The organism is Variovorax sp. PAMC 28711 (assembly GCF_001577265.1).
Lineage (GTDB): Bacteria > Pseudomonadota > Gammaproteobacteria > Burkholderiales > Burkholderiaceae_C > Variovorax.
In genome coordinates this window covers 3,969,669-3,986,900 of record NZ_CP014517.1, presented here as the reverse complement: position 1 = coordinate 3,986,900, position 17,232 = coordinate 3,969,669, and the positions used below count along the sequence as shown (strand labels likewise).

The 17,232-nt window shown below is 67.7% G+C and carries 18 protein-coding genes; 11 read left to right on the top strand and 7 right to left on the bottom strand.

All coding sequences use genetic code 11. From position 1 onward, the window contains the following. Window position 1: 1 nt before the first annotated feature. From AX767_RS19215 to AX767_RS19195, 5 genes are read right to left on the bottom strand one after another with little or no spacing between them, the layout of a single operon-like run. Window positions 2-607: a LolA-related protein gene (locus AX767_RS19215; RefSeq protein ID WP_068632783.1), complete on the bottom strand. Its 606-nt coding sequence runs from the start codon at window positions 605-607 to the stop codon at window positions 2-4. Beyond that, window positions 579-1,571, bottom strand: coding sequence for an acyl-CoA synthetase (locus tag AX767_RS19210; protein ID WP_068632782.1), 993 nt, complete (start codon window positions 1,569-1,571; stop codon window positions 579-581). The genes AX767_RS19215 and AX767_RS19210 overlap by 29 nt, the downstream gene beginning before the upstream one ends. A gap of 16 nt (window positions 1,572-1,587) precedes the next feature. After that, on the bottom strand, window positions 1,588-3,270 hold the full coding sequence (locus AX767_RS19205) for an AMP-binding protein (RefSeq protein WP_068632781.1): 1,683 nt from the start codon (window positions 3,268-3,270) through the stop codon (window positions 1,588-1,590). Next, entirely contained in the window at window positions 3,267-3,905 is a 639-nt protein-coding gene (locus AX767_RS19200; RefSeq protein ID WP_068632780.1) for a hypothetical protein, read from the bottom strand. The genes AX767_RS19205 and AX767_RS19200 overlap by 4 nt, the downstream gene beginning before the upstream one ends. A gap of 3 nt (window positions 3,906-3,908) precedes the next feature. Next, window positions 3,909-4,220, bottom strand: a complete 312-nt coding sequence (locus tag AX767_RS19195) for a phosphopantetheine-binding protein (protein WP_068632779.1) — start codon at window positions 4,218-4,220, stop codon at window positions 3,909-3,911. A gap of 95 nt (window positions 4,221-4,315) precedes the next feature. On the opposite strand from AX767_RS19195, the gene AX767_RS19190 reads away from it, so the two are divergent. From AX767_RS19190 to AX767_RS19180, 3 genes are all read left to right on the top strand, one after another. After that, a complete protein-coding gene (locus AX767_RS19190; RefSeq protein ID WP_068632778.1) occupies window positions 4,316-5,836 on the top strand; it encodes a helicase HerA-like domain-containing protein in 1,521 nt (506 codons plus the stop codon). Between the two features lie 12 nt (window positions 5,837-5,848). Beyond that, window positions 5,849-6,853, top strand: coding sequence for a metal-dependent hydrolase (locus AX767_RS19185; protein ID WP_068632777.1), 1,005 nt, complete (start codon window positions 5,849-5,851; stop codon window positions 6,851-6,853). A gap of 102 nt (window positions 6,854-6,955) precedes the next feature. Next, complete coding sequence (locus AX767_RS19180) at window positions 6,956-7,465, top strand: DUF1993 domain-containing protein (RefSeq protein WP_068632776.1); 510 nt, start codon at window positions 6,956-6,958, stop codon at window positions 7,463-7,465. Window positions 7,466-7,542: 77 nt separating this feature from the next. On the opposite strand, the gene AX767_RS19175 is transcribed toward AX767_RS19180, so the two are convergent. Further along, complete coding sequence (locus AX767_RS19175; protein WP_068632775.1) at window positions 7,543-8,184, bottom strand: DUF1109 domain-containing protein; 642 nt, start codon at window positions 8,182-8,184, stop codon at window positions 7,543-7,545. Further along, the gene (locus AX767_RS19170; RefSeq protein WP_168164841.1) at window positions 8,181-8,762 is read right to left on the bottom strand and encodes a sigma-70 family RNA polymerase sigma factor; all 582 of its coding nucleotides are present in this window, start codon (window positions 8,760-8,762) and stop codon (window positions 8,181-8,183) included. The genes AX767_RS19175 and AX767_RS19170 overlap by 4 nt, the downstream gene beginning before the upstream one ends. A gap of 122 nt (window positions 8,763-8,884) precedes the next feature. Here AX767_RS19170 and AX767_RS19165 point away from each other — a divergent pair, with 122 nt between their 5' ends. From AX767_RS19165 to AX767_RS19130, 8 genes are all read left to right on the top strand, one after another. Then, complete coding sequence (locus tag AX767_RS19165) at window positions 8,885-10,204, top strand: GTP cyclohydrolase II (RefSeq protein WP_068632773.1); 1,320 nt, start codon at window positions 8,885-8,887, stop codon at window positions 10,202-10,204. Next, window positions 10,201-11,526, top strand: a complete 1,326-nt coding sequence (locus AX767_RS19160; protein ID WP_068632772.1) for a URC4/urg3 family protein — start codon at window positions 10,201-10,203, stop codon at window positions 11,524-11,526. Before AX767_RS19165 ends, AX767_RS19160 begins: the two co-directional genes overlap by 4 nt. A gap of 35 nt (window positions 11,527-11,561) precedes the next feature. Next, entirely contained in the window at window positions 11,562-12,191 is a 630-nt protein-coding gene (upp, locus tag AX767_RS19155; RefSeq protein WP_068632771.1) for a uracil phosphoribosyltransferase, read from the top strand. A 78-nt stretch (window positions 12,192-12,269) separates the two neighbouring features. Continuing rightward, window positions 12,270-13,247 (top strand): BMP family protein, encoded by a 978-nt coding sequence (locus AX767_RS19150; RefSeq protein WP_443082787.1) that lies wholly within the window; start codon window positions 12,270-12,272, stop codon window positions 13,245-13,247. 6 nt (window positions 13,248-13,253) lie between these two features. Continuing rightward, window positions 13,254-14,795 carry an ABC transporter ATP-binding protein gene (locus tag AX767_RS19145; RefSeq protein WP_068632769.1) on the top strand — a complete coding sequence of 514 codons (1,542 nt, stop codon included), beginning with the start codon at window positions 13,254-13,256 and terminating at the stop codon, window positions 14,793-14,795. Next, complete coding sequence (locus AX767_RS19140) at window positions 14,792-15,853, top strand: ABC transporter permease (RefSeq protein ID WP_068632768.1); 1,062 nt, start codon at window positions 14,792-14,794, stop codon at window positions 15,851-15,853. Before AX767_RS19145 ends, AX767_RS19140 begins: the two co-directional genes overlap by 4 nt. Continuing rightward, complete coding sequence (locus AX767_RS19135; RefSeq protein WP_068632767.1) at window positions 15,850-16,773, top strand: ABC transporter permease; 924 nt, start codon at window positions 15,850-15,852, stop codon at window positions 16,771-16,773. Before AX767_RS19140 ends, AX767_RS19135 begins: the two co-directional genes overlap by 4 nt. 2 nt (window positions 16,774-16,775) lie before the next feature. Beyond that, window positions 16,776-17,225: a hypothetical protein gene (locus AX767_RS19130; protein ID WP_068632766.1), complete on the top strand. Its 450-nt coding sequence runs from the start codon at window positions 16,776-16,778 to the stop codon at window positions 17,223-17,225. The last annotated feature ends 7 nt before the right edge of the window (window positions 17,226-17,232 follow it).

The following is a 17,232-nucleotide window of genomic DNA, read 5'->3' as shown; positions in this document are numbered from 1 at the left end:
CTCACGGCGCGGCCCGCGCCGGCGCGGCCGGCATGATTGTCATGACGGACCGGTCGCCGCCGATGAATTCCATCTCGATGCCGAGCACGTCGCTGGCGCGCCCGGTCATGCGCACGCTGCGCAGTTGCGCGGCGAGGCGGTCGTCGATCGGCAGCAGGTCGAGCGTCCACCGATCGGGCGTGCCCGACACGGTGCTGCGGAAATAGCGCTTGAGCGTGGCGGTGTCGCCGCTCAGCGTGCTGCGCATCGCTTCGACCAGGCCCACGAGCTCGGGCATGCTGTCGAGAGTGAGCGTGCGGGTCCGGCTGCCGCGGGTGAGCGTGAGGTTGTTGCCGTCGACGACCATGCTTTCGGGGCGCGGCGTGAGCGTGCGGCGGGTCAACTTGTCGGGGGCCGCGAAGCTCAGCGTGCCGCTCGAATCGAGTGGCCCTTCGAGGCCGCGCACGAAGCGCTGTTCGTTGAAGCGCGCCTCGCCGCTCTTTTGTTTGGCGAGCTGCGCCATCAGCTCGGGCAGGTCGAACGCCCAGGCGGACGAGGCCGTGCAGGCCAGTGCCACCAACAGCGCACGGCACCAGCGGTCAATGCGGATCTTCGAGCCAGAAATCATGAAAATTGAACCAGTTGTAGGGGAACTCGCGGCACAGCGCTTCGAGGCGCAGCACATAGGCTTCGACCGCGGCGCGGATGCGGCGTTCCCGCTCGGCCGGATCGGCAACCCGCTCGCTGAAATCGGCCAGCGGCTCGAAGCGGACATCGTAGCGAGCCCCTCCTTCGTAAAGCCCGGCCATGAAATAGACCTTGCGGCGCAGCAGCGAGGCCAGCCGGAAAGGCCCGTCGTTGAAGCGCGCAGGCTGGCCGAGAAACGGCAGGTCGATGTTGTTGCCGCGCTGTTGCGCAGGCTGCTCGTCGCTGCCCGGCAGCGTGCGGTCGGCCAGCAAACCGGCCACGCCGCCGTTGTCGAGCCAGTCGCGCAGCTCGAGCATCGAATGCGGCCGGCCCAGCGCGATCACGTGCGGGCGCGCTTCCGGCACGGCGATCGCGTTGAGGATCTCCGTGATGCGTTGCGCGTTGTCCGGGTACATGAGCATTGCCAGCCGCAGGTTGTGGCGGTCGGGACTCCGGTGCTTGCAGGCGCCGAGCACCTCGAAGCTCCCCAGATGGGCTCCCAGCAACAACGCACCACGTCCTTCGAACGCTTCGGTTTCGACCTGCGCATACCCTCGCACTTTCACGTCGAACAGGTCGAGCCGGCCGCGCATGAAATAGAGGCGGTCGAGCACCGTAGACGAAAAGGCATGCAGCAGTTTGTAGCCGTCGCCCCAACCGGCCCGGGGACCGACAGCACGTTCGAGGTAGCGGCGAATGTGGCGCCGCGGCGTCGGCGAAAACAGCAGGAAATACAGGCTGATCGGATGCAGCACCAGCCGCGCCACCGGCCGCCCGCAGGTCAGTGCGATCCAGCTGATGATGCGCAGCGCCAGCATGTTGCTGCGTTCCGGCGCCTTCGCCCAGTTGCCATGGCGCGCGGCGGCACGGTCGACGGCGCTGGTGTCCGCGTTGGTGTGCTTCATCGCCTGTTGTTTGCCGTCAGGCCGGCGTCCAGCGGCCGCTCACTGCCACGGTTTGTGCGCAGCAGACTTCAAAGCGTACGCCGCGAGCGGCGCCGGCTTCGGGCTCGAGCTTGATCGTCAACACATCGCCGGGGCGCACCGGCGCCAGGAACTTGGCCGCCGCCAGGGTCGGTTGCACGCCGAGTCGGGCCACGAACGCCGGTACACCCAGCACGGCTTCGAGCACCTCCGCGAGCAGCAGCGCCCCCGGCAGCAGCGGCTGCCCTGGAAAGTGCCCTGCGAAGGCCGGATGGTCGGGCGGCACCTCGTGCGTGAAGTGCAGCGCGGTCAGGTCGGTTGCCAGCTGTGCCAGCGCGAATTCGCGGAGCGCGCGCGTTGTCAGCTTGCCTGTGGCTTCGCGCGGCAGCGCCTTCACATGCACCACGCGGCGTGGCACGAACACCGGCTCGAGCCGCTGCCGCAGACCGGCGATCACTTCGGTCGCGTCAAGCGCCGGCGCCACGACGAAGACCATGGGGCGCACCACGCCGTCGCTCACCTCGTCGGGCAGCCAGAACGCACCGTCTTCGATGCCGGCCATGCTGTTCAAGTGGTAGTTGAGATGCCCGAGCGAACTGCGCCGGCCCGCCACGTGGACGAGGTCGTTGGCGCGGCCCAGCAGGCGAAAGTGCTTCGCGTCGAGCAGTTCGAGAATGTCGGCCATCGGCGTCGGCTCAGGAACGTAGTCGCCCTCGAACACGAAGCGCTCGGCACCATCGGGGGCGGCTTCGGCACGCACGCGAATCTCGCCGAAGGTCTCCCAGACCTCGGTTTGCGTCGGGCGGCGCGAGGCCACCTGGCCGGATTCGGTGCTGCCGTAGATTTCAAGCATCACGCCGCCCATCGCCTGTTCGGCCTGCGCGGCCAGTTGCGGCGACAACGGCGCCGTGGCCGACAGGATGAGGTCGACGGGCGGCAATGCGATGCCGGCAGCCAGCAGGTTCTTCAGGTGAAACGGGGTGGTGACGAGCGCACGCGGACGCGGCACCGAGGCCAGCGACCGAACCACGTCCGCCGGGAAAAACGGCCGGCTGCTGTCGAAGGCCGCACCGCCCAGCATCGCCAGCAGCACGGACGACTCCAGCCCGTAGCTGTGTTGGGGCGGCACCGTGGCCACCAGCGTCAGCCCGGCCAGCGACGGCCGGCCGATGGCTTCGGACAGGCGCGCGATGACCACCGCGATATCGCCGACCAGCGTCTGCCATTGCTTGGCGTGCGGCTGCGGCGCGCCGGTCGAGCCTGAGGTCAGCAGGCTGACCGCGTGCAGCGTCGCGTCGATCTGCGGGACGGCTTCGGCGCGCGTCGACGCCACGGACGCGGCCGGCAGGTCGACCACCACGCGCCGCATGCCGGCGGTGGGCAAATCAGGCACGTCGGCCATCGCGAAGGTATGGCCGCCGGTGCCGATGAGGCGCTCGAGCGTGTCGGGCCGTGCGTCCGGCGGCAGCAGGCTGGGCTGCCCGCGCACGAGGGCGGCACCGACCGCCACCGCGAAGGCGTAGCGGTCGTGGCAGAGGTTCACCGCGGGGCCTTCGGCCGGCAGTTGCGCCGCCTGGTGCATCACATCGGCCAGGAACGCATGGCCGCTGACCGGCTCGCCATGGCGCCAGGCCAAAGGCGCGTCGAGGTCGCGATCGCTCAGCAGCGGCAGGGTCGTCATCGTTCAACGGTCCGGTCGACCGGCGGGCTCGAAAACGCCCGCACCGCATCGACGATGCGCACGCGCTCGAACTCGGGATGCAGGCGATAGCGCACCACGTGTTCGCCGATGAAAAGGGCACCGACGGAGATCGGCCCGACCAGGTTCGACAGGAACGACCAGGTGGCGAAGGGCAGCGTGAGGTACACCGTCAGCGAGCCGATCGCCATGACCGCGAAGTAAGCCGTCCACACCGCCGTGACCTGCGCCGTGTAGACCCGCATGTCTGGCGTGAGTGCGTGGATGCGCTGCGCGACCTGCCCGATCAGCGAAAGTCCGTCGCCTCGCAGCGTCAGGCCGAACCAGCCGCACAACACGGCGTTGATGCCCACGTGCTGCATCACATAGAGACGGTCGGGGTCGCCCGCGTCACCGCGCAGGATGACGACGAAGAACGCGATGCCTGCGGCGGCGGTGGCCGCGAATCCCCACGCGCCGAAACGGCTGCTCCCCATGCCCAGGGCGGTGAGCCACAACGGCCCCAGCAACACCGCGATCGCCCAGGGCGCCGTCGCGTGGTACAGCATCATCCAGTGGGACAGCACCGCATAGCCGACCCCTGCGATCAACAGGAGCGCCAGGCGCGAACGAGACATGCGTCAGGCGGCGCTGCGGTGCTCTGCGACGTGGGCCGCAAGACTGCGCAACGATTCGAAGATTTGCTGGTTGCGCTCGTCGTCGGAGCGCAGCTGGAAACCGTACTTGCGCGACACCTCGAGGGCCACTTCGAGGATGTCGATGGAATCGAGGCCGAGGCCGTCGCCGTACAGCGGTGCCGCAGGAACGATGTCGGCGGGCGCCACTTCGAGGTTGAGCGATTCGACCAGCAACACGGCCAACTCGGCTTCGAGCGGCGTCTGCTCCGGGGCATCGCCAAGGGCGGGATTGGATGGTTGGACAGTCGAGGACACAAGAACTCCGGAACGATTCGGGAACACACGGGAAGGGGCGAATTATAGAAGGGCGGGTTCGCTAGACTGTGGCATCGACACGACCCGGAGTGCCCATGGCCGACCCGCTTCTGATTGCCCGCCACGACACCGTCGAGTGCGCCCTCCTCCCCGCGCTGGCCAACCGCCACGGCCTCATCACCGGGGCCACCGGCACCGGCAAGACCGTGACGTTGCAGACCATGGCCGAGAAGCTTTCGAGCATCGGCGTGCCGGTGTTCATGGCCGACGTGAAGGGCGACCTCACCGGCATCAGCCAGCCCGGCCACATCGGCGACAAGATGGCCGCCACGCTCGAGGAACGCGGCATCGAGGCGCCGACGCCGATGGCCTGCCCGGTCACGCTGTGGGACGTGTTCGGCGAACAGGGCCATCCGGTGCGCGCGACCGTTTCCGACATGGGCCCGCTGCTACTCGGCCGCATGCTCGACCTGAACGAAACGCAGGCCGGCGTGCTGAACATCGTGTTCAAGATCGCCGACGACAACGGCCTCCTGCTGCTCGACCTCAAAGACCTGCGCGCGATGCTGCAGCACGTCGGCGAGAACGCCAGCCAGTTCACCACCGAATACGGCAACATCAGCGCCGCCAGCGTGGGCGCGATCCAGCGCGGGCTGCTGCAGATCGAAACGCAGGGCGGCGACAAGTTCTTCGGCGAGCCGATGCTCAACATCGCCGACTTCATGCAGACCGTGGGCGGCAAGGGCGTGGTCAACATCCTGACCGCCGACAAGCTGATGAATTCGCCGCGGCTCTACGCGACCTTCCTGCTGTGGATGCTGTCGGAGTTGTTCGAGCAGCTCCCCGAAATCGGCGACCCCGACCAGCCGAAGCTGGCGTTCTTCTTCGACGAGGCGCACCTGCTGTTCAACGAAGCGCCCAAGGCGCTGGTCGAACGCATCGAACTCGTGGTGCGGCTCGTGCGCTCGAAGGGCGTCGGCGTTTATTTCGTGACGCAGAACCCGCTCGACATTCCCGATTCGGTGCTGGCCCAGCTCGGCAACCGCGTGCAGCACGCGCTGCGCGCCTTCACGCCGCGCGACCAGAAAGCCGTCAAGGCGACCGCGACCACGATGCGTCCGAAGCCGGGTCTGGACATCGAAGCCGCCATCACCGAACTCGCGGTCGGCGAGGCGCTGGTGAGCCTGCTCGATTCGAAAGGCCGGCCCAGCGTGACCGAACGCGTCTTCGTGCTGCCGCCCGCCAGCCAGCTCGGCCCGATCACGCCCGCCCAGCGGCAGGCGCTGCTCGCCAATTCGCTGGTGGCCGGCGTCTACGAAAAGACGGTCGATCGCGAATCCGCTTATGAAAAACTGAAAGGCCGCGCCGCCACCGCGCCCGATGCGCCACCTGCTATCGCCGGCAAGCCTGGCGCCGCAGCGCCCGCCGATGCCGGTGGTGGGCTGATGGGCGGACTGAACGATCTGCTGTTCGGCAGCACCGGCCCGCGCGGCGGCAAGCGCGACGGCCTGGCGCAGACCATGGCGCGCTCTGCCGTGCGCACGATGGGCACGAGCGTCGGCAAGGAAATCTTGCGCGGGGTGCTGGGCGGGATCTTCGGCGCGAAGAAGCGCTAGAGGCAACGTCGCGTGGATTCGCTGACCCAGATCGTTCTCGGCGGCGCCGTGGCGGCGGCCGTCGTGCCCGCAGCGCACCGGCGTCGGGCCCTGGTGGCCGGCGCGGTGCTCGGCACCCTGCCCGACCTGGACGGCATTCCGTTGGCGCTGCTCGGCGCGGATGCGGTGACCTCCGTCACCTGGCACCGCGGCCCTTCGCATTCGCTTCTGGTCCTGACCCTGGTCGCCTGGGTGCTGTGGTGGATGCTGCGACGCTGGTGGGCGCCCGTGCGCGAATCGCCCCGGCCCTGGCTTCTGGCGATCTGGCTGGCCCTGGTCACGCACCCGTTGCTCGACGCCTTCACTGTTTACGGCACCCAACTGCTGTGGCCCTGGCCGTCGAATCCGGTGATGTGGTCCAGCGTTTTCATCATCGACCCCGGGTACACGCTGCCGTTGCTCATCGCCTTCGTCGTGGCGCTGTGGGTAGGCGCCCGACCCATCGGGCGCCACTTCGTGCTGGGTGGGTTGATGCTGAGCAGCCTTTACCTGGGCTGGTCGCTCGTCGCCAAGACGCTGGTGAATCGCGCGGCGGAATCCGCGCTGGCCGCGCAAGGCCTCGCCGATGCACCGCGCTTTTCGGTGCCGATGCCGCTGAACACCCTGCTCTGGCGTGTGGTGGTGTTGACGCCCGATGGCTTCATGGAGGGCTACCGATCGCTCGTGGCCGACAAGGGCCCGATGACCTTCGTGCCGAATCGCAGCGACATCGTTGCGCTCGATGCACTGCGCGGTACGCCGGAGGTGGCGCGCTTGCTGTGGTTTACCAGCGGCTTCATGAAAGCCCAAGCCGATGGCGACCGCCTGGTGCTCTCCGATCTGCGCATGGGTGCGGAGCCCGACTACACGTTCCGCTACCAGGTGGCGGTGCGCGACGGCGCCGGCTGGAAAGCGGCCCCGGTCACCATGATCTCGGGCCCGCGGAATGCGAAGCGCCAGTTGACGGAAACCTGGCAGCGGCTTTGGAATTCGCCCTGAGCTTTTTGCCCTGCGAGACAACCCGCGCACCTGAAAACCCTTGGCCTTCGTGCGCAGCTGACCCTCACCGTTTTTCACCTCCCAAACTCACAGGAACACCCCATGATCCCCTCCATGTACACCCACTCCGTCCCCGTCTTCAAGCAGATGCTGACGGCGATGAAAACCATCCTTGCCCAGGCCAGCGAGCACGCCACCAGCAAGTCGATCGAGCCCGACGCCCTGTTGCAGGCGCGGTTGGCGCCCGACATGTTTCCACTGCTCAAGCAGGTACAGATCGCCGCGGATTTTTCACGGGGCGTTTCGGCGCGTCTGGCCGGGGTGGAGGTGCCGACCTTTGCAGGCCAGGAGAAGAGCTTTGCCGATCTGGATGTGCTGTTGACCCAAACCCTGGCGTTTCTGGACAGCGTCGACGCGTCGCAGTTCGAAGGCAAGGAAAGCGCCGAGATCGTCTTGCGCCCTGGCACGCCGAAAGAGAAAAAGCTCAGTGGGCAGACCTACCTGGCGAACTATGGTCTGCCGCAGTTCTTCTTTCATGTGACGACGGCCTACGACATCCTGCGTCACAACGGTTTGCCCATTGGCAAGCGTGATTTCATGGGCGCTTACTGACCCTGGACGTTCGTTCGCGCTGTGCGACCTTTGGGTCGGCCATTCGAACGTTGTTCACCGCGAGGTGCGGCGCACGGTCACCAGCGCAGCAAGCGCGGCCCGATGACGGCACCGATCGCCACCGCCAGCGCGATCCCGCCCACGTACCAGACCGCCAGAAACGGCGCTGCCAATTCCATGCAGTGCAGCGCATAGACCATCGCGCCCGCCCCGCCCGCCAGCGCGCCGGCGGCTGCGCCGGCCAGCGCCGCGCGCGTCGGCGCCAGGCTGCGCAGGGCGACCATCGCCGCCACGAACACCGGCAGCCCGATCCAGCAGATGCTGAAAGCACAGCTCTTCCAGGTCGAGCCCATCAGCATCGGCATGCGCGCTTCGGGCGCGGCGTGCGACCAGGCAATGGTCGCGAGCGCCCAGACCAGCAGCACCGGGAGCGCAGCGCCGAGCCACGACTGCCGCACTTTCACGCCGGGTCGCGCCAGGCGGTTCAGCATGACGAACCCGGCCGCGGCGATGCTCGCCGGAAACAGCACTTTGACCCAGAACATCGGCCAGAACATGACCTGCACCAGGTCGCGCCGGACGCCGTAGTCGACGATGAGGATCAGCAACGACAGCGGCAGGCCGACGGCGACGGCCAGCGCCAGACGTCGGTTGGCCGCACCCCGTGGCGCCGGGGCGACGCCGGTCGCCAGCATCGAAACGAGGTCGTCGGTCTTCATGCCACCGCTGCCTTCATGCGCGCAGCCAGCGCCTTGAGGCCGCGGTGAATGCCGACCTTGACGGCCGATTCCGACATGCCGGTGAGCGAGGCGGTCTCGGCCACCGACATCCCTTCGATCTTCACGTGGACGATCGGCAGGCGCTGGCGCTCGGGCAGCGTCTTCAGCAGGCCGCCGAGGTCGCGGCGCGCATCGCTCGCGTCGGTGGCCGAATCGGCGAACACTTCGAGCTCGTCGTCGAGCGGATCGTGCAGCGCTTCACGGATCGACTTACTGCGCAGAAGATCAATCATCTTGTAGCGCGCAATGGCATGCACCCAGGCCGTCAACGGCTGGTCGAGCTGGTAGGTGTGGCGCTGGTTGTGCATCGCGATCAGGCATTCCTGGACAAGGTCTTCCACTTCATCGGGCCAGCCGAACAGGCGCTTGCCCAGAAACGCGCGAAGGTGCGCGCCAAGACGGCGCAGGAACGCGTGATACGCCGCACTGTCGCCATCGAGCCCTTTCAGAAAGAGCCCGCGCAGCGCCGTCTCGGCATCGCGCACGTGCTTCGGGCTCTCCATGGTTGTTCGTGGCATCGGGGCGAAGGGTTACAGCGTTGGCAACAAAGAACTGGCCCGATTGTGCGCATGAGGTCGGCACGCAAGCTGCTTGCCAGCCGATGGTGCCATCGCTACATTCTTTCTTTTGAGGGCCCGCAATGTCAGTTGACGCCGTTTCGACTTTTCCCGATCCATCGATTCCTTCTCCCGCCTCCGTTCCTCCCGCCCTTCCTCCGACCGCCGCACCGCGGCACATCCGGCTCACCTCGCACAGCGGCGGCTTCGGCGCCCTGCCGATCCACTGGAGCGCGGCCACGGCCGCCGAGCGCGGCCCGATCGTCGGCACCACCACCTCGCGCGCGCACCGCAACGTCATCGGCACGCACAGCGGGTCGTACAGCGTGTACCGCGCGCTGGCCGTGGCCGCCGGCGCGCTCAAGCGCGAGCACAAGGCCGACCTCACCAACACCTCGCCGACCGACGCGATCGGCCCGTATCCGCAGTGGAGTCAGCCGGGCCGCATCGTCTCGATGGACCCTTGGGGCGCCATCGTCGCCGACGTCTTCGCGACCGAGCTCGCCGCCGGCTACGACATCCGCCCGACCATCGCCGTGACCAAGGCGCACGTGATCCTTCCCGAGGTGATCGAAGCGCTGCAGAGCGGCCGGCTCAAGGCCGATGGCCATTTCCTCACCGAAGGCGGCGCCGCGATGGTGACCAAGGTCGCGGTCGAGCCGGCCTGGTACCTGCCCGAAGTCGCCAAGCGCTTCGGCTGTTCCGAGACCGACCTGCGGCGCACGCTGTTCGAAGAAACCGGTGGCATGTACCCCGAGCTGGTCACGCGCTCCGACCTCGAAGTGTTCCTGCCGCCCATCGGCGGGCAGACGCTCTACATCTTCGGCAACCCGCGCGACCTGGCGAACCCCGCGGTCGAACTCACCGCCCGCATCCACGACGAGTGCAACGGTTCCGACGTGTTCGGCTCCGACATCTGCACCTGCCGCCCCTACCTCACCCACGCGATCGAGGAATGCATCATGGGTGCGCAGCGCGGCGGCGTGGGCCTGGTGGCGTACTCCCGCAAGGAAGGCCGTGCGCTCGGCGAAGTGACCAAGTTCCTGGTCTACAACGCGCGCAAGCGCCAGGTCGGTGGCGACACGGCCGACCAGTATTTCGCGCGCACCGAATGCGTGGCCGGCGTGCAGGACATGCGCTTCCAGGAGCTGATGCCCGACGTCTTCCATTGGCTCGGCATCACCAAGATCCATCGCCTCGTGTCGATGAGCAACCTGAAGTACGACGCCATCACCGGCTCGGGCATCGAGATCGGCGAACGGGTGAACATTCCCGACGACCTCATCCCGGAAGACGCCAAGGTCGAGATGGACGCCAAGAAGGCAGCGGGCTATTTCACGCCCGGCCACGTGCCGGACGCGGAAGAGCTCAAGCTGGCCAAAGGTCGGGGGTTGAAGGAATGAGTGCCGATGCAACAAACGACAGCGCGCATCCGGCCGGCGCCGCCGCGCTGCTGCGCTCCACGGCGGCCGTGCGTGAACGCGCGGCGTTTCTGCTGGCGCGCGCGCGCCGCGGCGAATCGCAGTGGTTCTCCATCGGCGACGACGACAAGCTGGAAGACGCCGCGCGCGCCGTTGCCGAAACCACGCTGGAGCGCTATCCGTGGAACATCATTCCGTATCACAGCCGCTGGCGCCATTTCGAGGCGGGCGGTGTCGATCGGCTGACCGACCTCAACGCGCTGATCGGCGACGAGGCCACGCCGCGCGAACGCGCCCGCATCCACATCGACCTCGCGCTCGTGAGCGTGCTGCTCGACGCCGGCGCCGGTGCGGACTGGCACTACACCGAAACGTCGAGCGGCCAGCGCTTCACGCGCTCCGAAGGCCTCGGCGTCGCCAGCTTCCACGCCTTCACCAGCGGCCTGTTTTCTTCCGATCCCGAACGCCCGTTGCAGGCCGATGCGGCCGGGCTGCGCGCGCTCATTACCGACCGCCTCGCCGCCGCCTTCCAGGTGAGCGATTCGAACCCGCTGGTCGGCCTCGCGGGGCGCACCACGCTGTTGCGCCGCCTCGGCGAAGCGCTGCAGGAACAGCCCGAAGTGTTCGGCGAAGACGGCCGCCCCGGCAAGCTCTTCGACGCGCTGGTCGGCCCCTTCGGCCCGGCGGTGCCGCCGACGGCCGAGGTCACCGCGCACGAGATCCTGTCGCTCGTGCTGATATCGCTGTCGCGTATCTGGCCGGCCGCCAATTTTGTCGACAGCATCGCAGCCGATGGCAGCGACATGCCGGGCGGTATCGGCTCGGGCAACCCGGATTTCGCGTTGGGCGACTGCTGGCGCCACAGCGCGGTGCGCGGCCCCGGCCTCACAAACGGCTGGATGCCTTTTCACAAGCTCTCGCAGTGGCTCACCTATTCGCTGCTGGAGCCCTTCGATTGGGCCGGCGTCAAGGTGCGCAAGCTCGAGGCGCTGACCGCGCTGCCCGAGTACCGCAATGGCGGCTTGCTGATCGACAGCGGCGTGATCGTGCCGCTGAGCCCGGCATCGCTCACGCGCACCTGGAAGGTGGGCGACGAGTTCATCGTCGAGTGGCGCGCCCTCACCGTCGCGCTGCTCGACGAACTCGCGCCGCGCGTGCGCAAGATACTCGACCGCAGCGAAGACGAGATGCCGCTGGCCTGCGTGCTGGAGGGCGGCACCTGGGCGGCCGGCCGCGCGATGGCACAGCGCTTGCGTGGGGGTTCGCCTCCCCTTCTGATCGAGAGCGACGGCACGGTCTTCTAGACTTCTCTTTTCATTTCTCTCTTTTCGATCACAACATGAGCAACGTCCACCTCGTCGACCACCCCCTCGTTCAGCACAAGCTGTCCCTGATGCGCCGCAAGGACGCTTCCACCAACAGCTTTCGCCGCCTGCTCAACGAGCTCAGCATGCTGATGGCCTACGAAGTCACGCGCGACATGCCGATGCAGGAGATCGAGATCGAGACGCCGCTCGAGACCATGACGACCAAGGTCATCGATGGCAAGAAGCTGGTGCTGGTGTCGATCCTTCGCGCCGGCAACGGCATCCTCGAAGGCATGCTGACGGTGGTGCCGGGCGCACGCGTGGGGCACATCGGCCTCTACCGCGACCCCAAGACGCTGACCGCCGTCGAGTACTACTTCAAGATGCCGAGCGACATGGAGAGCCGCGACATCGTCGTGGTCGACCCGATGCTTGCGACCGGCAACTCCGCCATCGCCGCCGTCGAACGACTGAAGGAAATGAACCCGAAGTCGATCAAGTTCGTTTGCCTGCTCACTTGCCCCGAAGGCATCAAGGCACTGCAGACCGCCCACCCCGACGTACCGATCTACACCGCTGCAATCGATCGCGAGCTCGACAGCCACGGCTACATCCTGCCGGGCCTAGGCGACGCCGGCGACCGTATTTTTGGCACCAAGTAAAGCCGCGGGCACCAGATTTTTCCCAAGATTTTTCATTACCCAGGAGTCAACGTGTTTCAACGTCGTCGTCAACTCGTCATCCGTTCCGTCGCCATCGCGGCAGTACTCGCCGCCAGCGCACCCGGCATCGCCCTGGCACAGGCCAAGCTCAAGGTGGCCGCGGTCTACACCGTGCCTTTCGAGCAGCAATGGGTCGGGCGCATCCACAAGGCCCTGAAGGCCGCAGAAGCGCGCGGCGAGATCGAATACAAGGCGACCGAGAACGTCTCCAATGCCGATTACGAGCGCGTGATGCGCGAATACGCGACGGCGGGCAACCAGCTGATCTTCGGCGAGGCGTTCGCGGTCGAAGCGGCGGCGCGCAAGGTGGCCAAGGACTTCCCGAAGACGTCCTTCGTGCTCGGCTCGTCGGGCAAGCCGCAGGCGCCGAACTTCAGCGTGTTCGACAACTACATCCAGGAGCCGGCGTACCTCTCCGGCATGGTGGCCGGCGGCATGACCAAGAGCAACAAGATCGGCATGGTCGGCGGCTTCCCGATTCCGGAGGTCAACCGTCTCATGAACGCCTTCATGGCCGGCGCGAAGGAAACGAACCCGAAGGTGGAGTTCAGCGTGAGCTTCATCAACAGCTGGTTTGACCCGCCGAAAGCCAAGGAAGCCGCCTTCGCGATGATCGACAAGGGCGCAGACATCATGTACGCCGAGCGCTTCGGCGTGAGCGACGCGGCCAAGGAAAAGGGCAAGCTCGCGATCGGCAACGTGATCGACACGCAGGCGCAGTACCCCGACACGGTGGTCGCCTCGGCCCTCTGGAACTTCGATCCGTCGGCCGACCGCGCCATCAAGCTGGTGAAGGAAGGCAAGTTCACCGCCGAGGACTACGGCATCTACTCGACCATGAAGTACAAGGGCGCCGAACTCGCGCCGCTCGGCACGTTCGAGAAAAAGGTGCCGGCGGAGATCGTCGCCAAGGTCAAGGCCAAGCAGGCCGACATCCTGGCGGGAAAGACCACGGTCAAGGTCGACGACTCCCAACCCAAGTCCACTGCAAAGTAAGCCGCTGTGGAGAACGCGTCGCCGACCGTCCTGCGGCTCGACGGCATCACCAAGCGCTTCGGCACGCTGACGGCCAACGACGACATCTCGCTCACGCTGAAGGCGGGCGAGGTGCTCGCGTTGCTCGGCGAGAACGGCGCGGGCAAGTCGACGCTGATGTCGATCCTGTTCGGCCACTACGTGGCCGATGTGGGGCGCATCGAGGTCTTCGGCGAGCCGTTGCCGCCAGGCAATCCGAAGGCCGCACTCGCGGCCGGCGTCGGCATGGTGCACCAGCACTTCACGCTCGCCGACAACCTCAGCGTGCTCGACAACGTGTTGCTGGGCACCGAAGCGCTCTGGCGGCCGGTATCGCAACGCGCATCAGCGCGCGCGAAATTGCTGGAGGTCGCGCAACGCTTCGGCCTGCCGGTACAACCCGAGGCGACCGTCGGCAGCCTGTCGGTCGGCGAGCGCCAGCGCGTCGAAATCCTGAAAGCGCTGTACCGCGGCGCCCGCATCCTGATCCTCGACGAACCCACCGCCGTGCTCACGCCGCAGGAAAGCGAGGCGCTGTTCCAAACGCTCGCGCAGATGGTCGCGCAGGGGCTGTCGGTCATCTTCATCAGCCACAAACTGGGCGAGGTGCTGCGCGTGTCGCACCGCATCGCGGTGCTGCGCGGCGGCAGGCTCGTGGCCGAGGCCGCGGCGGGCGGCACCACGCAGGCGCAGCTCGCCCTGTGGATGGTCGGCCACGCGGTCGAGCAGCCGGCGCGGCGGCCGGCCCGGTCGGTCGGCGATGCCGTCTGCGTGCTCGATAACGTGAGCACCGCGGGCGGCGGCCACGACCGGCTCGACGACGTCACGCTGACCTTGCGCGCCGGCGAGATCACGGCCATCGCCGGTGTCTCGGGCAACGGACAGGTCGCGCTCGCCGAACTGCTGAGCGGAACGCGCCGCGCCACGGCGGGCGTCGTCACGCTGATGGGTCGCGCGCTGCCGCCCTCGCCTGCCCGGCTGGTGCAGCGCGGTGTCGCGCGCATTCCCGAAGACCGGCACGCCGTCGGCGTGATCGGCGATTTGCCGGTGTGGGAGAACGCGGTGTCGGAGCGGCTGCGCAGCCCCGCTTTCTCGCGCTGGTCATGGATCAAGCGGGCCGCGGCGCACCGGCATGCCGAGCGCATCGAGAAGGCCTTCGACGTGCGCGGCGCGGGGCTCATGACGCCGGCGCGCTCGCTCTCGGGCGGCAACATGCAAAAGCTGATCCTCGGTCGCGCGCTGATGGCGCCCGAGCAGGACGATGGCAAGACCAAACCGCCACGCCTCATCGTCGCGCACCAGCCGACCTGGGGGCTGGACATCGGCGCGGTCGCGTACGTGCAGCAGCAACTCATCGCGGCGCGCGACGCGGGCGCGGCGGTGCTCGTCATCTCCGACGACCTCGACGAAGTGCTGACACTCGGCGACCGCGTCGCGGTGATGCACGGCGGGCGCCTGAGCGAAACGCGGGCGGCCACCGGCTGGACGCGCGAGGCGATCGGACTGGCCATGGCGGGGGCTGCCGCATGAGACTCGAGCGCCGCCACGAAACCTCGCGCACCGCGCTCGCGCTGGCGCCCATCGGCGCCGTGCTGTTCACCATGGCGATCAGCGCGCTGCTGGTGCTGTGGGCCGGCGCACCGGTCAGCCGCACCTATGCGCTGCTGTTGCAGGGCGGCTTCGGCTCGGTGTTCGCGTGGAGCGAAACGCTGACGCGCGCGATCCCGCTGATCCTCACCGGGCTGGCCGCGACGGTCGCGTTCAAGGCGCGGCTTTTCAACATTGGCGCAGAAGGCCAGCTCTACGCGGGCGCGCTGGCCGCGATCGCGGTCGGCGGCCTGCATGGCGGGAGCGGTTTCGCGTTGTCGCCGTGGCTGCTGTTCCCGCTGATGATGCTGGCGGCCGCGCTCGCCGGCGCATTGCTGCTCCTCGGCCCGGCGCTCTTGAAGAACATGCTCGGCGTCGACGAGGTGGTGACCACGCTGCTCATCAACTTCATCGTGCTGCTTGGGGTGGGCGCGATGCTCGACGGCCCGATGAAAGATCCGACCGCCATGGGTTGGCCGCAGAGCGTCGGCCTGCAGCCGGACCTCGAACTTGCCAAGTTGGTGGCGCAGACCCGCGTGCACACCGGGCTGCTGTGGGCGGTGTCGCTGGCCGTCATCGTGTGGGCGCTCTTCAAGTACACGGTGCTCGGTTTCGACATCCGGGCGGTCGGCGCGAATGCACGTGGCGCGGGGTTCGCGGGCGTGCCGGTGACGCGCACGGTGGTGAGCGTGGCGCTGCTGTCCGGCGCGTTGGCCGGACTGGCCGGCGCCATCGAGGTGGCGGGCCGCACCGGCTACGTAACGCTCGACATGTCGCCGGGCTACGGCTACAGCGGCATCGTGATCGCGATGCTCGCGGGCCTGCATCCGCTGGGCGTGGTGGCGGCCGGCGTGTTCGTCGCGGGCGTGCTGGTCGGCGCCGACACGATGAGCCGCGCCGTCGGTGTGCCGACCTACATCGCCGACGTGATCGTGGCGGCCTCGCTCATCTCGGTGCTGGTCGCGACCCTGCTCACGCAGTACCGGGTGCGTCTGAAATGAGCGACCTGCTCGACATCCTCGCCAATCCGGCCTTCTGGGTCGCGGTGCTGCGCATCGCCACGCCGCTCATCTTCGGCACGCTGGGCGTGCTGCTGTGCGAGCGCGCCGGCGTGCTCAACCTCGGCATCGAAGGGATCATGGTAGCGGGCGCCTTCACCGGCTGGCTCGCGGTGTACGCAGGCGCGCCGCTGTGGATCGGGGTCGGCGTGGCGGCGCTCACGGGCGCGGTGTTCGGGCTGCTGCACGCGGGGCTCACGGTCGGGCTCGCGCTCTCGCAGCACGTGTCGGGCCTGGGCATCACATTGCTGGCGACGGCGCTGAGCTATTACGGTTATCGCGTGAGCTTCCCGAAGGTCAACACGCCGCCGACGGTGACGCCGTTCGCGCCGATGGAGTGGCTGCCGATTCCGATCCTGAACGCGCAAACCGCGCTCACTTTGCTGGCGCTGCTGCTCGTCCCGCTGATCGGCTGGGTGCTGCACCGCACGCCGCTCGGCCTGGCGGTGCGCATGGTCGGCGAGAACCCGCAGGCGGCCGAAGGCCAGGGCGTCTCTGTCGCGGCCACACGCACTGGCGCCATCGTCGCCGGCTCGGCGCTGATGGGCGTGGCGGGCGCGTTTCTCACGCTGTCGGCGTTCAATGCCTTCTTCTTCAACATGATCAACGGGCGCGGCTGGATCTGCGTCGCGCTGGTCGTGTTCGCGTCATGGCGGCCCGGCAAGGCGCTGTTGGGCGCAGTGCTCTTCGCGTTATTCGACGCCTTGCAACTGCGCCTGCAGCAGTCGGGCGATGCGGTGTTGCCGTATCAGCTCTATCTGATGCTGCCCTACCTGCTGTCGATCCTCGCGCTCGTGCTGGTGGCGCGCAAGGCCAGCTATCCGCAGGCACTGATGAAGCCGTACCGCAAGGGCGAACGTTGAGGGTGAAGATCACCGCCACGACGTTACTCGCCGCGCTGCTGACGCTGTGCGGGGGGAGCGTGCACGCGCTGGGCAGCAACTACAGCTACGAGACCTTCGAGACACCCGACTCGGTGACCTGGGTCCAGCTGTGCGGCGCATGGGGCAAGAATCGGCAAGGCGCGTTCCGCGTGGTGCATGCCGAACAGTACGCGCAGTCTTTCCTCTACGTGCAATGGATGACCCGCGACGCGAACGGCGGACTGCACGCCGAGCGCACCGTCGCCATCGCCGAGCTCGACAACGACCATTCGGAAGTCGCTCTTTCGGACCTGACCTGCCGCGCGACGCCGCGCGGCATCGTCGTGACGGCCAAGGCCGAATCGGGCCATGACGACAAGCTGCGGCGCGTGACGATCGAGGTGGGGCCGGCACCGGGGCAGTACCGCTACCAGCCCCAGCGCACCCGCTGAACAACGA

What these genes read in the sequence shown, in the direction of transcription:
- AX767_RS19135 (WP_068632767.1), top strand. Translation starts at nt 15,850, where the DNA reads ATGAGCGACCTGCTCGACATCCTCGCCAATCCGGCCTTCTGGGTCGCG.
- AX767_RS19175 (WP_068632775.1), bottom strand. Translation starts at nt 8,184, where the DNA reads ATGAAGACCGACGACCTCGTTTCGATGCTGGCGACCGGCGTCGCCCCG.
- AX767_RS19180 (WP_068632776.1), top strand. Translation starts at nt 6,956, where the DNA reads ATGATCCCCTCCATGTACACCCACTCCGTCCCCGTCTTCAAGCAGATG.
- AX767_RS19205 (WP_068632781.1), bottom strand. Translation starts at nt 3,270, where the DNA reads ATGACGACCCTGCCGCTGCTGAGCGATCGCGACCTCGACGCGCCTTTG.
- AX767_RS19170 (WP_168164841.1), bottom strand. Translation starts at nt 8,762, where the DNA reads ATGCCACGAACAACCATGGAGAGCCCGAAGCACGTGCGCGATGCCGAG.
- AX767_RS19200 (WP_068632780.1), bottom strand. Translation starts at nt 3,905, where the DNA reads ATGTCTCGTTCGCGCCTGGCGCTCCTGTTGATCGCAGGGGTCGGCTAT.
- AX767_RS19140 (WP_068632768.1), top strand. Translation starts at nt 14,792, where the DNA reads ATGAGACTCGAGCGCCGCCACGAAACCTCGCGCACCGCGCTCGCGCTG.
- AX767_RS19215 (WP_068632783.1), bottom strand. Translation starts at nt 607, where the DNA reads ATGATTTCTGGCTCGAAGATCCGCATTGACCGCTGGTGCCGTGCGCTG.
- AX767_RS19210 (WP_068632782.1), bottom strand. Translation starts at nt 1,571, where the DNA reads ATGAAGCACACCAACGCGGACACCAGCGCCGTCGACCGTGCCGCCGCG.
- AX767_RS19190 (WP_068632778.1), top strand. Translation starts at nt 4,316, where the DNA reads ATGGCCGACCCGCTTCTGATTGCCCGCCACGACACCGTCGAGTGCGCC.
- AX767_RS19165 (WP_068632773.1), top strand. Translation starts at nt 8,885, where the DNA reads ATGTCAGTTGACGCCGTTTCGACTTTTCCCGATCCATCGATTCCTTCT.
- upp (WP_068632771.1), top strand. Translation starts at nt 11,562, where the DNA reads ATGAGCAACGTCCACCTCGTCGACCACCCCCTCGTTCAGCACAAGCTG.
- AX767_RS19160 (WP_068632772.1), top strand. Translation starts at nt 10,201, where the DNA reads ATGAGTGCCGATGCAACAAACGACAGCGCGCATCCGGCCGGCGCCGCC.